Source organism: Vibrio sp. 10N.286.51.C3, from assembly GCF_003050065.1.
GTDB lineage: Bacteria > Pseudomonadota > Gammaproteobacteria > Enterobacterales > Vibrionaceae > Vibrio > Vibrio crassostreae.
The window spans coordinates 86,734-103,196 of sequence record NZ_PIGC01000012.1 but is presented as its reverse complement, the minus strand read 5'-3'; the positions used below and the strand labels follow the sequence as shown (position 1 = coordinate 103,196).

Annotated in this window: 11 protein-coding genes; 7 read left to right on the top strand and 4 right to left on the bottom strand. The window is 40.8% G+C overall.

The genetic code is table 11. The features are described from left to right. The first annotated feature begins 184 nt into the window (after nucleotides 1-184). A complete protein-coding gene (locus tag CWO27_RS14635; protein WP_055319527.1) occupies nucleotides 185-1,072 on the top strand; it encodes a LysR family transcriptional regulator in 888 nt (295 codons plus the stop codon). On the opposite strand, the gene CWO27_RS14630 is transcribed toward CWO27_RS14635, so the two are convergent. Further along, complete coding sequence (locus CWO27_RS14630; RefSeq protein WP_107899143.1) at nucleotides 1,064-3,745, bottom strand: bifunctional acetate--CoA ligase family protein/GNAT family N-acetyltransferase; 2,682 nt, start codon at nucleotides 3,743-3,745, stop codon at nucleotides 1,064-1,066. The genes CWO27_RS14635 and CWO27_RS14630 overlap by 9 nt on opposite strands. A 216-nt stretch (nucleotides 3,746-3,961) precedes the next feature. On the opposite strand from CWO27_RS14630, the gene CWO27_RS14625 reads away from it, so the two are divergent. Together CWO27_RS14625 and CWO27_RS14620 are read left to right on the top strand one after the other, a co-directional pair. Beyond that, nucleotides 3,962-4,525, top strand: coding sequence for an SPOR domain-containing protein (locus CWO27_RS14625; RefSeq protein ID WP_055319529.1), 564 nt, complete (start codon nucleotides 3,962-3,964; stop codon nucleotides 4,523-4,525). A gap of 179 nt (nucleotides 4,526-4,704) precedes the next feature. Further along, the gene (locus CWO27_RS14620; protein ID WP_107899142.1) at nucleotides 4,705-5,700 is read left to right on the top strand and encodes a D-alanine--D-alanine ligase; all 996 of its coding nucleotides are present in this window, start codon (nucleotides 4,705-4,707) and stop codon (nucleotides 5,698-5,700) included. Nucleotides 5,701-5,855: 155 nt separating this feature from the next. Here CWO27_RS14620 and CWO27_RS14615 read toward each other — a convergent pair whose 3' ends face one another. Then, nucleotides 5,856-6,824, bottom strand: coding sequence for a tyrosine-type recombinase/integrase (locus CWO27_RS14615; RefSeq protein WP_048668928.1), 969 nt, complete (start codon nucleotides 6,822-6,824; stop codon nucleotides 5,856-5,858). A 100-nt stretch (nucleotides 6,825-6,924) separates the two neighbouring features. Here CWO27_RS14615 and CWO27_RS14610 point away from each other — a divergent pair, with 100 nt between their 5' ends. Continuing rightward, on the top strand, nucleotides 6,925-7,293 hold the full coding sequence (locus tag CWO27_RS14610) for a DUF3319 domain-containing protein (protein WP_048660165.1): 369 nt from the start codon (nucleotides 6,925-6,927) through the stop codon (nucleotides 7,291-7,293). Nucleotides 7,294-7,296: 3 nt separating this feature from the next. Next, the gene (gene yciH, locus CWO27_RS14605; RefSeq protein WP_008221404.1) at nucleotides 7,297-7,608 is read left to right on the top strand and encodes a stress response translation initiation inhibitor YciH; all 312 of its coding nucleotides are present in this window, start codon (nucleotides 7,297-7,299) and stop codon (nucleotides 7,606-7,608) included. A 419-nt stretch (nucleotides 7,609-8,027) separates the two neighbouring features. Here yciH and CWO27_RS14600 read toward each other — a convergent pair whose 3' ends face one another. After that, nucleotides 8,028-9,254, bottom strand: a complete 1,227-nt coding sequence (locus tag CWO27_RS14600; RefSeq protein WP_017082250.1) for a hypothetical protein — start codon at nucleotides 9,252-9,254, stop codon at nucleotides 8,028-8,030. 230 nt (nucleotides 9,255-9,484) lie between these two features. Between CWO27_RS14600 and CWO27_RS14595 the strand changes: the two genes are divergently transcribed. Next, on the top strand, nucleotides 9,485-10,603 hold the full coding sequence (locus CWO27_RS14595) for a hypothetical protein (protein WP_107899141.1): 1,119 nt from the start codon (nucleotides 9,485-9,487) through the stop codon (nucleotides 10,601-10,603). A 4-nt stretch (nucleotides 10,604-10,607) separates the two neighbouring features. Here the strand turns inward: CWO27_RS14595 and CWO27_RS14590 are convergent, their stop codons facing one another. Next, on the bottom strand, nucleotides 10,608-11,354 hold the full coding sequence (locus tag CWO27_RS14590; RefSeq protein ID WP_107899140.1) for a metallophosphoesterase: 747 nt from the start codon (nucleotides 11,352-11,354) through the stop codon (nucleotides 10,608-10,610). 692 nt (nucleotides 11,355-12,046) lie between these two features. On the opposite strand from CWO27_RS14590, the gene CWO27_RS14585 reads away from it, so the two are divergent. Then, on the top strand, nucleotides 12,047-16,309 hold the full coding sequence (locus CWO27_RS14585; protein WP_107899139.1) for an NACHT domain-containing protein: 4,263 nt from the start codon (nucleotides 12,047-12,049) through the stop codon (nucleotides 16,307-16,309). Nucleotides 16,310-16,463 lie beyond the last annotated feature (154 nt).

Sequence of the window (16,463 nt, the reverse complement as noted above, 5' to 3'; positions counted from 1 at the left end):
GAAAGATAATATTGGATCTAAATGATAATTACTATTATTTGCATTTAAATAATTTTCAATATTATCAACTAGTTCATAATTAACACTCTTAAATGACTGTATTAAAAAGATTTTTACAGTTCCATTCACAACCTGAATGCTTCTGTTTTTGTTATTCAAGTCTCATTTATAAAGTAGGAAAGCTATGCATAGTCCAATAACACTTGAAGCATTACACATATTAGATGCCATTGATCGTCGTGGGAGTTTCGCAGCTGCAGCGAATGAAATGGACCGAGCACCTTCTTCATTGAGTTATCAAATCCAGAAGTTAGAACAAGACTTGGATATCATGATTTTCGACCGCTCAGGACACCGCGCCAATTTCACTGAAGCGGGGCAGCTAATATTAGAGCAAGGTAGGATCATTCTGGGTGCCACTGAACAACTCGTTAACGATGCGAGTATTCTTGCTAACGGTTGGGAGTTGGATTTAACCATTGCTTTCGATGGCATTATTCCGATTGCTAATTTCTTCTCGTTAGTCGATGAACTAGGGAAAATCAGCAAAACACGCGTTCGCTTACAAGAAGAGATCTTAGCTGGATGCTGGGAATCACTCACCGATGGTCGTGCTGACCTGCTTGTTTGCCCGAAACTCGACACCATCCCGAACGATATGAAAAGTGACGTAATCGGCAAGATGGAAATGGTATGGGTCGCGGCATCAAACCACTACGTTCACAAGCGTTCTGGCGAGTTTGACCAAAAGGCTAGAGAAAGTTACAGGGTAATTGCAATCGCAGATACTGCACGCGATCAACCCGCTTTAAGTCGCAACATTCTAGAGAAGCAACCTCGTTTAACCGTGACAAGTTTCCCTGCAAAGGTTGAAGCTCTGACAAGTGGATTAGGGATTGGCACCTTGCCGAGTAGTATTGCTAAGCCGCTGATTGAATCTGGCGTACTACAGCAGATTTCGGGTACAGAACCACAGCCGATCGATATCGTCATGGCTTGGCGACGTAACAAAATGGGCGACGCCAAGTCTTGGTGTATCCAACATCTTAAAAAGACATGGGCGTTAAAGTAACGGTAACACCATATCTGCAGTACCGTCTTCAAAACTGATATCTAGCTTAAAACCGAGCTTTTGAGCTAGTGTCAGCATCCCTCTATTGGTTGGCATCGTCATACCCGACATCTGTTTAGTCTGCTTTGCTCGGCAGTAATCGATAACTTTCGTCATCAGAATACGACCTATGCCGACACCTTTCAGATCGGAACGTATCAGAATCGCAAACTCGGCATCGGTGTTCTCTGGGTTAATCAGCGCTCTCGATACACCGATGATTGCAGGAACCCCTTGTTCTTCACGCACCACAACAAAGGCGATCTCTCTATCGAAATCAATCTGAGTAAAATTAGCCAACGCTTCATGATTGAACTCACCGACATCACTAAAGAAACGTTTATAAAGATCCTCTTTAGATACGCGATTAATAAAGTCAGCATGGAGCGGTTCATCTTCGGGCAGAATAGGGCGTAACAACACTTCGGTTCCATCTTTTAGCTGGATACGTTCTTCAAGCTCGACTGGGTAAGGGCGAATGGCCAACCTTTCTTGCGGGTCTCCTTCGTAAGCTTTCAATATGATATCGGCATCTAAGATCGTGAACTTGTCTCCGTTGGCCAGTACTGGATGGATATCTAAATCATGTATTTCAGGGCAATCAACGACCATCTGCGATATACGAACCAATAATTCAGAAAGGCCCTCTATATCAATCGGGTTAGGGAGCTTTTGTAGGCGAATCTTGCCACTTTTTATCGCTCGAATAATCAAGTAGCGCGCCAGTGTCATGTTGAGCGGTGGGAAAGCAGCGGCCGCATCAATCGATTCATCCCACTCCGAACCACCTTGTCCAAGTAAAATGATGGGGCCAAAGGTTTCATCGGTTGTTACTTTGACTCGTAGCTCTTGGCCACCCGCGATCTTGGCCATACCCTGAATTAACAAGCCGTGGATGTGAGCTGTAGGGAAGGATAGTTGAGAACGATCGAGAATTGCCTGAGCAGCATTGGCAACTTCACTGCTGTTTCGTAAATTGAGCATCACACCTTGAACGTCTGACTTGTGTGCAATGTCTGGCGAACGAAGTTTTACGGCAACCGGATAACCAATTGTTTCTGCAATGTGTACCGCTTCACTTGGATCAGAAGCGATCCAAGTTGGCAACACATCGAGGTTGAAGCTCTTGAAAAACTGGCTATTTTGGTGAGTATCAAGGCTAACTGTGTCTTTATCCAGTAGTTGTCGTTTTATCCAACTTTTCGCATCTGCTAGATCTTCAATGTGTACTTTTTCAGCGGTAGTCGGCGTTTCCATTAACTGACGTTGATTACGTCTGTATTCGACCAAGTGCATGAATGCGACCACTGAGCTTTCAGGCGTTCGATAAGTTGGGAAACCCGCTTCGGTAAACAGCTTTCTCGCTGGCCTAGCTGTTAACTCACCAGACCAATTCGTCAGGATGTTAAAGCGCTTATGGCGAGGGTGCTTTTTAATCGCCTCAATAATTCGCTCTGCTGTTTTGGCTGAATGTGCGACCGCAGAGGGACTGTGCATGATAAGAATCGCATCCGCTTCATCGCCATCGAGTAAGATGTTTATGGTATCGATATAACGCTGATCACCAGCATCACCAACAATATCGATAGGATTGCTGTGAGACCAACTCGATGGCAACACCTTGTTCAACTTATCAAGAGTCTCTTGTGAAAACTCTGCGAGCTTGCCACCGCGGTCAAATAGCGTATCCACGGCCATAATCGCAGGGCCGCCACCGTTGGTAACAATAGCCAAACGCTCACCACGCAATGGTACTGAATGAGTCAGTGTCTCTACCGCAGCAAACAATTCATGTAAGTTCTTAACTCGCAACATGCCACTACGGCGAATCGCGGAATCGTAGATAATATCTAAAGTATCGGCACCACCGGTGTGTGCCATTGCCGCCGCTCGGCCTTTCGCTGTTCGTCCGCCTTTTAGCACTAGAATTCGTCTGTTGCGCGATGCCGCACGCGCTGCAGAAATAAAGCGCCTCGCATCAGTAATGCTGTCTACATAAAGTAATATCGCTTCGGTGTGAGAATCGGTACTCAGATAATCCAATAACTCCGAGAATTCGATGTCACTGCCATTACCTATAGAGATAAACGCCGAAAAACCGATCTCTTTGTCATTAGCCCAATCGAGAATCGTGGTACACACAGCTGCAGACTGAGAAACAAAGGCGATCTTACCGGGTAATGCTGTCACAGGAGAGAATGAGGCGTTTAAATTTAACCAAGGGACAATTACTCCCAAACTATTGGAACCTAACACTCGAATGTTGTGTTTTTTGGCAATCGCTAGGCATCGTTCATCATACGTCTCACCATTATCGCTTTCTTGCTGCATGTCGGAAGAAAGCACAATGACAGAGGCTATACCTTTCTCGGCTAGTTCTTTAAAAATGGCGACATTACGGGTCGCATTGGTACATAAAATGGCAAGGTCAGGAACGATCGGTAGCGACAAAATGTTTTTATAAGAGAGTACGCCTGCCACAGAGTCATATTTTGGCGTAACTGGCATCACTGCACCTTTAAAATCCCCGTGCAACAAATTGTTCATGACGATATACCCTGCACGCGTTTCTCGTTGAGAAGCACCAACAACAGCGATTGAACGGGGTTTAAGTAGGGGATCAAGATGATTCATAGACATATCCTAGCAATGCACGTAAGTTCATCGTAACTTACTTTGCACTCACGGGTTGATGGCAAATTCACCGAATTAAGATGAATAAGCAGACACTGCATAAAGTTTGTGAAATAGGTCACCCACTAATGGTGTATAATCTCAAAGTTAACTTGATTCTAAACCGACGTATCGGCATGATTTATAGTAATTATTATTAAGGATATAGAGCTTTCCATGAAAAAATTTGCAATTGTGACTTTGCCACTGCTCTTGGCTGCATGTGTATCTGACGACTACGTTACCAATGTCACTTCAGATAGTTATCAAGAAGAATACAAAACGGCCAAAGTTGAAGCTCCAGTTGTATCTCAATCTGAGCAAACAGGCGTTGTTGAAGAAAACGTTGTCAACGTGATCAGAACTGAACCTGTTGAACAGAAAGTCACTCAAACGACTCAAGCGAAGCCAGTTGCAGTAGTGACAGGCCCAACCAAGAAACAGCAAGACATGAATCAGCGTTTTGGTTACACCGTTCAAGTTGTTGCTGTTGGCAGCCAAAGTAAAGTCGATTCTTTCGTGAAAATGCTACCTACGACTTCTCAACCAGTTTGGGAAAACTACAAAATGGTTAACGGCACTAAGTGGTTCACTGTCCTTTACGGTGATTACGCGACACGCTTAGAAGCTAAAAAGGCAATCTCAACACTGCCGAACACTTTCCAAAACTTGAAGCCGTTTGTTAAGAGCATTGATGACATCAAGAACTCTGAATACCCAACGCTTAACAAGTTGAACTAAGTTTTGATTCATGAAGAGGGAGCAAATGCTCCTTCTTTTGTTTTAAGACTCGCTGTTTTGTTTAATAGTTAATCGCTCGATCTTTCGAACGCAATTTTAACAATCAAAACACTGTACCTATCTCGACTTTTGTTTATCATTGAAGTCAGTATTCCTAGTTTCAAGGACCGAATTTACCCATGAACACCACAAACATACTTCTACTTTGCGGCGGTGGATCTTCAGAGCATGAAGTGTCTTTAGTTTCAGCCAATTACCTTTTCGAACAACTCAGTAGCGTTGCAGATTTCAACGTTGTGAGAGTTGAAATTAAAAACGAAGGCTGGTGTCTTGATTCAGGTGAATTGGTTTATCTTGATATTAACGATCAAACCCTGCGCGGTGACAATTTAACATCTAAAGTCGATTTCATTGTTCCTTGCATACACGGTTTCCCAGGTGAAACAGGTGATATTCAATCACTGTTTGAAATGGCTAAAATCCCGTACCTAGGTTGTGGTTCTGAAGCGAGTAACAACAGCTTTAACAAAATCACTTCAAAGCTTTGGTACGACGCACTTGGTATTCCAAACACGCCATACCTGTTCTTATCAGACAACAATGATCAATCTCACTCACACGCAACACAAGCATTTGAAAAGTGGGGTAAAGTGTTCGTGAAAGCGGCTCGTCAAGGTTCTTCTGTGGGTTGTTACCAAGTTAACCAAGTAGAAGATTTGAGCGAGGCTATCAACAAGGCGTTCACTTTCTCGGACCAAGTATTGGTTGAGAAATCAGTGGTGCCTAGAGAGCTAGAAGTTGCTGCTTATGAAATCGATGGCGAGCTACATATCAGCAAACCGGGCGAGGTGATTGCACCGAACGGCGCATTTTACTCTTACGAAGAGAAGTACAGTGCAGACAGTCACTCGATCACTGAAGTTGAAGCAAGCAACCTCACTGATGAGCAGCGTGAACTGATTGCAGAAAGCGCTCGAAAAGTGTTTACACAGATGAAGCTCCGCCATTTATCTCGTATCGACTTCTTCTTAACGCAAGACAACGAAATCTATCTGAACGAAGTCAACACCTTCCCAGGTATGACGCCAATCTCCATGTTCCCTAAAATGGTTGAGCATGACGGCCACAAATTCAGCCAGTTCTTAGAGAACTGCGTGAGAACAAGCCTTTCTTAGGTTTCTAACTCGTTTTCGTTCACTTAGAGCTGAACCCAAAAGTGCCTTAAGCTTTCGCCAAGGCACTTTTTTTAAAGCTAGCCGTTTTTTTTACGAATCTATCATTTAGCCACAACTTATATCCAAGTAACAATATCCAAGTAATTACGAACCGTTTATTGCCAAGGTATTAGCGCCTTAAACTTCATCTTCTCACTCTCAGCCGTTCCCGTGAAACCCACATATTGGGCTGGCATGGCAGGGCTAAGCCAGCGACCAAAGTCCTGAATCTCTCTAACCTTAAGACCTTGTTTCGACAACTCTTGTGCGGCACCAACACGAATCGAATTTCCAGAGAAATGGTGGTTTTCTGGAAGTTGAAGTAAGTCGCTTGCTCTTCTCAATATTCGGTAAATGGACGAATCATCTAAAGGCTGTAAACCAATATTCTCATGCTTGTCTATCGCACGAAACACAGGCAAATCGTCTTGTGGTCCAGTAAACGAAAGCCAACGTTGAAGTGCAACACTGGCTATTTGTGATAACTGATAAGCTGAATCTTTGACTGTTACTTGGTAATGATCTTCAACGTACTCAACATCGGTCATCGACAACGCCTTAAGTTCTGAGCGCTTTAAAGCACACTCGAACATAACGTTATAAATAGCGATGTCTCTGATCTCTTTCAAGTTTGCTTTATCATGGGAGAGTAACGTATTTAAATCAGTGAGATGCACAGATGTCATAGCATTGGTTTGTTTGGCGTCACCGGCCATTTGAGATTGTAAGTGGAGCAGGGTAAAGCGAACTTGCCTATGCTTGATCGGGTTAGCAAAGCTCAACACAGTATGTAACATACTAAGCGTTGCAGTGTAACGTTTCAAGGATGCGTATTTTCTATCGTTGGACTCCGTCTCAAGAAATCGACGCACAGCGGTTATAGAAGCGGGAAGTGTGTTAATACGATGTTTGGTACAGAACGCATGATAGCGATTCCAATCACTATAGATACCCAACAGTGAATTGTGAGAGTATTGAAATCCTGTCAATTCATCTATAATTTCAATTGTCGCGTGCCTGTTTAATTTTTCAACAAATGAATTAATTATCACAGAGTCGGTTAAAATAGGGACTTTTTTTCTCAAATTACCGTACCTCAACAGGTTTTTTTACCATATTATGCTTGATATCATTATAAGTATACTTATGATTAATGTAGTGAAAACAAAAAGATGATTAATAGACATGGCTAATTCAATTTACCGAAGCGTCCATCTTCAATCGATAGATGCTAATAACACAGTTTGGCGTGCTAAATTAAAAAACAACGTTATTCAGGGCAACCTAGCTGCCGTAAAAAAGAGTATTGATTGGTGGATTGAAACCGCGTCTATTATTGATCCAAAAGAATTCACGTCATTAAATAAGTCGAGAGGAACTGGTGGCTCGACTGAAAACTTCAACGGCTACCAAATCAAGAATGACACTGGTGAGCCTAATGCGTGGTATTGCATGTTTAACGGTCGCTTAATCAAAGGCGGCAAGATTGCAATCCAGCGTCATATAGAAGCTTACTTACTCGCAAAACAAAAAGCAGAGCAACAAAAGAAGTAATTTATGAGCCTAGTATATTCAACAGAAACAGGTCGTATTAAACCTGAAGAAGAGAAAGTCCAACGTCCTAAAGGCGATGGTATCGTTCGAATCCAAAAAGAAACCAAAGGCCGTAAAGGCAAAGGCGTTTCTGTCGTAACTGGCTTAGACCTAGATGACGCACCATTAAAACTAATGGCAGCAGAACTCAAAAAAGTGTGCGGCTGCGGCGGCTCAGTAAAAGATGGTAACATCGAAATTCAAGGAGATGCTCGTGACAAGATCAAAGCGCACCTTGAAAAGAAAGGCTACAAAGTTAAGTTTGCTGGCGGATAATCTCTAACTAATACCAGGGTTAAAATCGAAGATTATTATCACTGGTTATTAGGTATTTTATGGTAAATAGCCAATATGGTTAAATACACAGTATAAATTAGAGACTATCGACACAATATAAAGGCAGGGCATCACATAAAGATACCTGCCTTACAATCTCCAAAACCAATTTAACTTCTAAACAGTGAGTATAACTTCATGTGTGAATGAGTGCCTGCAAGGCGCATAAATAGGGACTTTAGGCGAATTCACTTCTAATTCGACTTCATGAAGTTGCCTACAATGCACGGAAATTTCCATTTTTGACTAGAAAACCACCACCATCTACCAGTTCAACTTCATGAACTTTCTTCAATTCTGAATCAGCTCGTTATTTCCTAGTCGCATATTTCATATCGAATAGTGATCTCTTTTTCGGCTTACATGCTGATAGCCTGCACATTAGCTTGCTTTGAAATACGCTTGGGTGTTAATCCTTTTCCTACGCATGGAATAGTGAAGGCTTCGTTTATATTTCCTGCTGATTGCATCGGGATCTTATTACCGCATTCATCTTTCCTATAACGAGCGACCCGTCGAACACTTACTTTATTACCAACAACTGGTTTGTCTAAGTGCATGTTCCAACCTTTGAAAATTGCTGATAACTTGCAGAGTAATGAATAAGATGTTGATTCGTGAACAAGTGACTGTAGGTAGTTACGCACTTGATACTCTATATCATCCTCTGACTCCAATCCCAACGAGGAAATTATTCGAGTTAAATATGTTTCAGGTGATAGCGTCAGATCTGCACTAGGTGGATTTTCCTTGAGTTTTCTTTTAATCAATGAATGTGCAAACGCATAAATTGCTTCAGAGACTTGGCTTTCAAGTTTGTGTCGTTTAACGACTTTCGCGACAAAATCGACCGATAATGCGAGTTCTTCATTTTCTTCAACGTAAGCTAATATTTCTGCTGGTTGGAATGATGTTCCCTGCGTTCCTCGAAAAGCATAAGGGTTTGAGGTTGCGTCAAATGCTTTTGATAACATTGCTACACGAGATAACACTGAAGCACTCACTTTGACGCCTGCCATTTCCAACACTTGCGATCTAGTACGTGTATTACCAACATCAATATGCGCAAAGGATAAGATGTCGGTGACACCGTAGGTTATTGGTGCAATAAAGCTAGAATTTGATTCAAATGAAGCTTGAAGACGATGGTGTCCATTTAAAATCTCCCCCTCAATAGAGATTATTATAGGCTCACCAGTTAAGCACCATTGACTCGTTTTTATCGCCTCTGCATATTTTTTTACCTTTGCGCGACTAAGTTTTCTGTTCTTGTTGTTTGGATTGACAGCACCACGCCGTGAAAACTTCAACATATTCCGAGCTAATTGTGGAGTGATAAGTAGAACAGTATGTTTCAATGTGGTGTTTACTGTTTTTACTCCGGAATAATACTGGGCTTGGGACTTAAAAATATCCAAAATCTGTTGTGGGGAAGTACTAGAGGCTGTTTGCATTAACTCCTTAGAGCTTGCTAGGTAACTATTGCTTTCTTTATCTTCGTATCGCTCTACCAAGCGATCAACTATTGAACTTTCTAATGCCTCACCAGCAATTTCATTTAGGTTTTCTATTTTTTCATCTGTCATGTGCTCAATCTCTAAAATTTTATCTGTGGCAATATAATGATTTGGGGCTAAGTTTGTGCTTTCATTGACATCAGTATTGATCCGACACACACGTCGGATCAATAGATAAATTTAAATTAAACTCCAATAGATAGCTAACTGGATGAAAATACTTGAAACTTTCAGAAAAAAAAATAAAAGGCATTTTGCTTTCCTCTAGTACGAGAACTCAAAAAACACTGATTACAACCATGCCAATGATTGAAATCGGATCTTACTTCTCTACTGAAAATTGGTTAGCAGAGTTAAAGTGGGTAGCGGAAGCTGCGGTGAACTCAAAAAATGTAGATAAAGTACAATCGCTTCAGGAAGAGCTAGTAAGGGGAATGCAAGAAAGCGTGACGACTGCTCCTTTGTCACTAACTTTTGCCGTTACTGGTAAACCCGACCTTCACGACATATCTCACCAACTTCCAAGCTTGGTTTTTGATTCCTCTGGAACGTATATCGTAGGTAACGTTCTGGGGTTGATTGCGGTATGTAAAATTTTAGGGCTTAAGACGTTTTTGTTTAGCTCAAGGTTGAGCGTTAAAGAGGCTAATAGAAAAAGTGAACTTCGACAGCGCTTGGCTATGGAAGATGTTGAAGTAAGAGTTGTGTTTGATGATGTGCAAGGCTTGACTAGCCATGACATTATCGAACTATTTAAAAAAAGTAGTACCTTTGATTCCACCTTAAGTCTCCCTCATCTTAGTGATGGCAAGCGTTTGATGCTTAACGATCAAATTCCATTAAAGGCTTTTATCGAGCAACTAATCAAGGAAACTAAAATTGATGAGTATGGTGGTGTGAACTTTGACTCCAAGCATGTGAAAGTCTCAGAGCACTACATCACCACTCAATATATTCTATTTAAGCTGCTAGTCGGGGCTGTAGCAGGCGTAGGGACTCAGGAGTACAGCAAAATGTCGAAGGATGTGACGCTCGCCGATGGTTCAAAACTTTCGTCAACCCTCTCAGATAGTTACGTAAGCAATATCTCGGTCTTTTTGAAAGCTTGGCTTAACCCGCTGAAAATAGAATTTGCCAACAACCGTTCAGGTTATCACTTATCTCCACAAGTATGGCAAGCATTAGGGTTAGCTATTCATCAGTTAGTGAACCGTGGTACTTCGGCTAATAAATTGAAGGCCGCTGGCAAAATTTTGGGCGAACTTGATTACAATAAGTCAGCTTCACACTGGGAGCGTTGTGCTGTCATGGAGCTGGACTCAAAGGGGAGGGTTTTTAAGAATGCCTCCAACTCAACGCGTCAATTCAGAAGTGGGCTTTGTACCTATTTTCTTCAGGTAATTGAAGGAGCTTCCTAGTTCACTATATCTCAATAATCTTGTACGGGGAGAAGTTGGCTATATTTTCATAGCCATAATAACCACGTTGGTTAGAAACAAAATCAATTCCCTTAATTTCAAACTGTTGACAGCAATGATTATGGCCAAAAATCCATGTTGAGATGTCTAGTTGGAAGAGCTGGTGACAATCTGATGCAAAAGCAGGGTTCAGTTTACTATCGGCGAATCTTTCTTGAATTGCTTTTGGTGTAGGTAGATGATGAGTTATAACAACATTTTTCGAAGAATGAGAAGATGCGATTGCTCCTTTAAGCCAAGCTGCTGAGTTTTTGTGAAGTTCCGTAGCCAGTGCTGGTGTGAACGCTTGAACTTCATCAAATCTAATCACCTGATAGTCAGAAATCTCTCTTCTAGCATAGTAAAATGCCAACTCAGCGTTGCCATAAAGTTCAAAGTCAGTCCAGAGCGTGCACCCATGAAAAGCGACATCGTTAATGATGAGCGAGTCATTATTTAGCACATGTACATTCTCATATTTCATTGAGTAGGCTTTTAATCTATCGGGTAATCCAATGATTGTATCACCCGAATAATATTCATGGTTTCCAATAACATAGATTACATCTTGGGGGAACTTTGAAGCCCAATCGACTGCCTTTTTTCCATCACTATGAATATCCCCCGCTAGAACCACAACGTCAGCATCAGTTATAGGTACGTCCATTACCGCAACTTCAAGGTGGAGGTCGGATAGATATTGTAATTTCATTATTTCGAGCCTTTTTATTATCTTCACCCTAAAACTAGTACCTTTACTAAACCAATGTCAAGATAAAAACTTGTGGTAATATAATGACTTAGAGTCTTTTGTCACTAATTATTGTCAGGATGATGATAGGGAAGGTCTCAATCCCAGCTTTAATATAGTGAAAACGTCACGTGGAAAATGACTCAAGAGGGCTTGGTGATATCTCTGGTTGTGTTAGAAAAGTGGAAACTTTAGTCATGTCTATCGCTTTATGAAGAGGTAGAATGTAAATGTCCCATTTACGGCAGTTACGTTACTCAATTTCATTCGCTTTAACTGTTTAGAAGAACTCTAATAAGTTGAAGAAGACTTAGTTGTTAAAATACCAGAAGGTAGTAGCAGAACAACCTATAACAGTAGTGGTAGATTCGACGCTCCCTCCCTTCGATGACTTTCTTAATACACAGAAAAAGATACCCACCCTCATCCTAGTTTAGAGTTAACCCTTCCTCTGATTCCATTAGCTACTTTTTAGCTTGATTCATCTGATCTCTCATTACAAAAGAAAATAACTACCAGTTTAGCTAATGGACAACCGTTAAAGTTGATCTCAAATATAAATTTAGTTGCATTATTTGGGATCACAATGAGGAACGAGTAGAATATAAAGCATTGGACGATTCGTCCACAATCCACTTGACTTTGGGGTCGTTATGTCGAAATACATCCCTCTAAACAGGCAGTTTTCACCTGTATCTAAAGATCAAAAAGAAGCAGAAAAACTTGAGCAGTCCCTTAACTGGGGGATAGGAGAAACTGAATCATGGGATTCACTATTATGTGAGTATCGTTGTGTAGTGCTAGCTGAAGCTGGTGCAGGAAAAACAATAGAATTTCGAGAAAAAGCCACTTTACTTGCTAATGAAGGAAAACCATCTTTCTTTATTAGAATCGAAGATATAGATCGTCAATTTTATGATGCTTTTGAAGTTGGTGATGAGGATACATTTGATTCTTGGCTAGCTTCAAGTGAAGAGGCTTGGTTTTTTTTAGACTCAGTAGATGAAGCGAGGCTTACTAGTCCAAGAGCTTTTGAAAAAGCAATAACACGTTTTTCGAAGGGGATAAGAAAAGGAGCACATAGAGCACACATATATATTTCTAGCCGACCTTATAGTTGGAGACCCGAAGCTGATAGAAATTTAATGAATACGTTTCTTTTTTTTGCATCTCCTGAGAATAAAGAGAGTAACGACTGTAATAGCAAAGAAGCATCGAGTGCATTAAGAATATATGGCTTACGGCCTTTAGATAGTGACAGGATTTCAGAATATTCTAACGCTCATGGAATAGAAGACACCGAAAAACTGTTAAACGAAGTCAATAGACTTAGCCTGTGGAGTTTAGCAGAAAGGCCTTTCGATTTAGATGTAATTATTACTAAATGGGCAGATGATAAGTCGTTAGGCGGGCGTCTAAACCTTTTACAACACAATGTGGATACACGGCTAAAAGAATCTCATAACCTCGATCGTCCCCCCCTAAATGTTGATAAAGCTCGTGATGGGGCACAGCGGTTAGCCGCAGCTGTAGTATTAACTGGCAATGTTGGGGTTAATATCCCTGATTCGGAACACAGCAAAAAAGGAATTGATGCAGATACTATTTTATATGATTGGGCGCTAGAGGATGTTAAAACTCTTCTTGAAAGTGGCTTATTCAATGACATTATCTACGGTGTAGTTCGCTTTAGACACAGAGATATTAGAGAGTTATTAGCAGCAGAATTTTTTGATGGATTGCTTAAAGCTGGTCATAACCGTTCACAGATTGAATCCTATTTTTTTAGGGAATCTCTTGGTGAGAGCATCGTTACTCCTTTACTTCGCCCACTACTTCCATGGCTTATTTTATTTGATGAGAACATTTGCACAAAAACTTTAAAAATTAAGCCCGAAATTGCAGTGGAAGAAGGCGACCCGGCGCAATTACCACTAGATATAAGAAAAAGAATACTTGTAGATATTGTAAATCGTATTGCTAATAGTACAGATGTACCTTCGGCTCAAGACAATTCAGCAATTGCAAGAATTGCACAATCCGACCTTACAGAAGATGCTCTTAATCTTATTACTCTTTATCAAAGTAATGATGACGTTATTTTCTTCTTAGGGAGACTTGTGTGGCAAGGAGGAATGACAACTTGTGTAGAATCATTAATCCCAATAGCTGTTAACAGCAATAGAGACAAATACGCAAGAATAGCATCTATTAGAGCGGTAATGACTTGTGGTAGCGAAAAGCAAAAGCACCTTATGTGGAAGGCAATAAATGATAGCTGTAGCGTACTTCCAAGGGAGTTGCTAGTGGAGCTTATTGATGAAAGCGCACCAACTCAAACTAATATCGAGTTGTTTTTAGAAAGCCTCCCCAAGCTACCCAAGTATAAAGAATTTGAGTTTTCAAGGTTGAGTGATTTTTTATTCAATTTTGTTGAACGTACTGATTCTAAATCAGCTTTCGTCATTTTGGATGGAATATTTGGCTATTTGGAAAAAGAACCATACATTGAAAGAAGAGAATGTCGAATATCAGAACAGTACGCTTGGCTAGTTAGTGTAGCTCTTAAATGTATAGAGAAGCTTGTTTTAATGAAAGACAAAAACGCACTTTCTGTAACTTCATTATCAATTTTGGCTAATGCAGCTGCACTGAGGTATTGGCGAAATGAAAATTATGATGAGCTTAAACATGACTTAAACAAGCTTATCCCACAATGGCCTGAATTAAATGACGCACTATTTTGGCATAGTATTGAAAAAGCAAGACAGCACCTGAGCGATAAAGAAAGACGTTTGACAGATGATTTAAGTATTTCCTATCTAGATCATTATTGGGGGTTTGAGGCTTCCGATTTCCTTAGGCTTTTGGGGTATATAGAATCACGTTTTTTGGTTGACGATAGGTTAGTTGCACTTAACACGACATATAGAATTTACCAACAATGTGGTTATCCGGTTAATATGCTGACAGGCCTGCATAGTGCAGTGGAAGGGCATGATGCCCTTATTAAACAACTAAACAAACTATTAAACCCTGTAATTTCAAGTTCAATGCAAGAGTTTGAAAAGAAAGAAGCTACACGCTCGATAGAAATCAAAGCAAAAAAAATGGAGCAGGAACAGACAAGGAAAAATTGGATAATATCTTTACGCAAAGACCCTTCAAGAATTTCTTCACCAATAGTTGATAATGGCGAAATAACTAATAACCATGCAAGGCTAATGAATGAGTTAGAAAAAAATAGAGCATGTACCACCCGGCGGCATTATACGCAATGGCAGTTACTAATTCCTGATTTTGGAAACGAAGTCGCTTTAGCATACAAAGATTTTTGTGTTAAACATTGGCGGAATTATCGACCGAAGCTAAGATCAGAAGAGAAGCTTGGGAACTCAATTTCTGGTTCATTACTACTTGCATTGGCTGGCCTTGAAATTGAAGCTGCCGAGTATGCTGATTTTCCTAAATATTTAAGTCACGATGATCTCGATACAGCCCTACGTTACCTCACTTGGGATATTAATGGCTTCCCAAGCTGGTTTGAAAAAATCCATCAAGCATTTCCTACTGATACGCAAGATGCGGTATTGAAAGAGTTTATTTGGGAAATTGGAACACCTAAACATTCAGAGTCTGTAAACCATATTCTACATGACTTAGTTTATTACGCACCTTGGTTGAGTGAACACATCGCACCGAAAGTCCTAGATACCTTAATGCGTAGCTCTAACCTCACTCAGAAATGTAGTGAATACTGTGTGCGGATATTGATTGAAGGGGGAATTGAGCCAGAAAAGCTTACTAAATTAGCTCGGAAGTGTATGTCAGAGAGTCTGGGTGATAACAATGGAGCAGCTTGGTGGTTTGCATTGTTAGTTGACAGTTCTCCAAGTGTCGGAATTCAAGAGTTTGAGAGTTGGTTATCTGGGTTAGACAACGATAGTGCTACGCATGCTGCGGAAATATTTATTGTAGCTTTGTTAGGAGGAAGAAGCTCCCAAAAGGCATTGTACTGTGCAGGAAGGTTTAGGACAGTAGCGCATTTAAAATCTCTATATATTTTGATGCATAAGTATATCAAAACAAGTGATGACATCGAAAGGGCAGGTAAAGGGGTATATTCTCCTACTACGCGTGACCGTGCTCAAGAAGCACGAGATATGCTGTTCAGTTATCTCGTTGAGATACAAGGGAAAGAGAGTTACTGGGCTTTAAAACAACTGATAGAAGAGCACCCTGAAGATTCCTACAGACCTTGGATGCGAGAAAGAGCTTATAAAATGGCGGAGGCCTATGGAAATATTTCTCCTTGGTCTGCCCATCAATTTAAAGAGTTCCATCGTTCAAAACTCATTTCTCCGGAATCGCATAGGCAGCTTTTTGAATTGGCAGTTCTACAGCTAAATGCTATTAAGGATTGGGTTGAGAATGGAAATGACAGTCCATGGATGACTTGGCAACGAGCGACAGAAGAAAATGAAGTAAGGACTCTTATTGCTGCAGAGTTAAGGAAGTGTGGTAAAGGGTATTACACTATTGCCGAAGAACCGGAGCTAGCGAATGAACAACGCATGGATATCTGGCTAGATAGCCCGAATATAAGCTCACCAGTTCCTATTGAATTAAAGTTACTTGATAAACAGTGGAGTGGGCCCAAACTTTGTGAGCGATTGAGAAATCAATTGGTTGGTGACTATTTGAGAGAACAATCAGCAGGCTGTGGTGTATTTCTTTTAATCTCCCAGAATGCCACAAAAAAGTGGGTTATTGATGGTAAAAGGATAGGTACTGAGGGACTTGCATCGAAACTGAAAGACTACTGGAAAACTATTGCCTCTCAATACGTTGGTGTTGAAGAGATAGAAGTGATAGTTATTGACATGAAAAAACGCTCCTTCGTTTGTGACACATAAATAGCATGCGTTGGATTGCACGTACCCATACAAATACAGTGGGTAGGTAAAGTCTGTAGCTACAGGCAGTTTATAAGAAATGAACCGTGCTATTACCTAAACGTAACAGCACGGATTTTTCCATAGCCATTGCTGGTATGAATTTTAACCCATG

What these genes read in the sequence shown, in the direction of transcription:
- CWO27_RS14635 (WP_055319527.1), top strand. Translation starts at nt 185, where the DNA reads ATGCATAGTCCAATAACACTTGAAGCATTACACATATTAGATGCCATT.
- CWO27_RS14630 (WP_107899143.1), bottom strand. Translation starts at nt 3,745, where the DNA reads ATGAATCATCTTGATCCCCTACTTAAACCCCGTTCAATCGCTGTTGTT.
- CWO27_RS14625 (WP_055319529.1), top strand. Translation starts at nt 3,962, where the DNA reads ATGAAAAAATTTGCAATTGTGACTTTGCCACTGCTCTTGGCTGCATGT.
- CWO27_RS14620 (WP_107899142.1), top strand. Translation starts at nt 4,705, where the DNA reads ATGAACACCACAAACATACTTCTACTTTGCGGCGGTGGATCTTCAGAG.
- CWO27_RS14610 (WP_048660165.1), top strand. Translation starts at nt 6,925, where the DNA reads ATGGCTAATTCAATTTACCGAAGCGTCCATCTTCAATCGATAGATGCT.
- yciH (WP_008221404.1), top strand. Translation starts at nt 7,297, where the DNA reads ATGAGCCTAGTATATTCAACAGAAACAGGTCGTATTAAACCTGAAGAA.
- CWO27_RS14600 (WP_017082250.1), bottom strand. Translation starts at nt 9,254, where the DNA reads ATGACAGATGAAAAAATAGAAAACCTAAATGAAATTGCTGGTGAGGCA.
- CWO27_RS14595 (WP_107899141.1), top strand. Translation starts at nt 9,485, where the DNA reads ATGCCAATGATTGAAATCGGATCTTACTTCTCTACTGAAAATTGGTTA.
- CWO27_RS14590 (WP_107899140.1), bottom strand. Translation starts at nt 11,354, where the DNA reads ATGAAATTACAATATCTATCCGACCTCCACCTTGAAGTTGCGGTAATG.
- CWO27_RS14585 (WP_107899139.1), top strand. Translation starts at nt 12,047, where the DNA reads ATGTCGAAATACATCCCTCTAAACAGGCAGTTTTCACCTGTATCTAAA.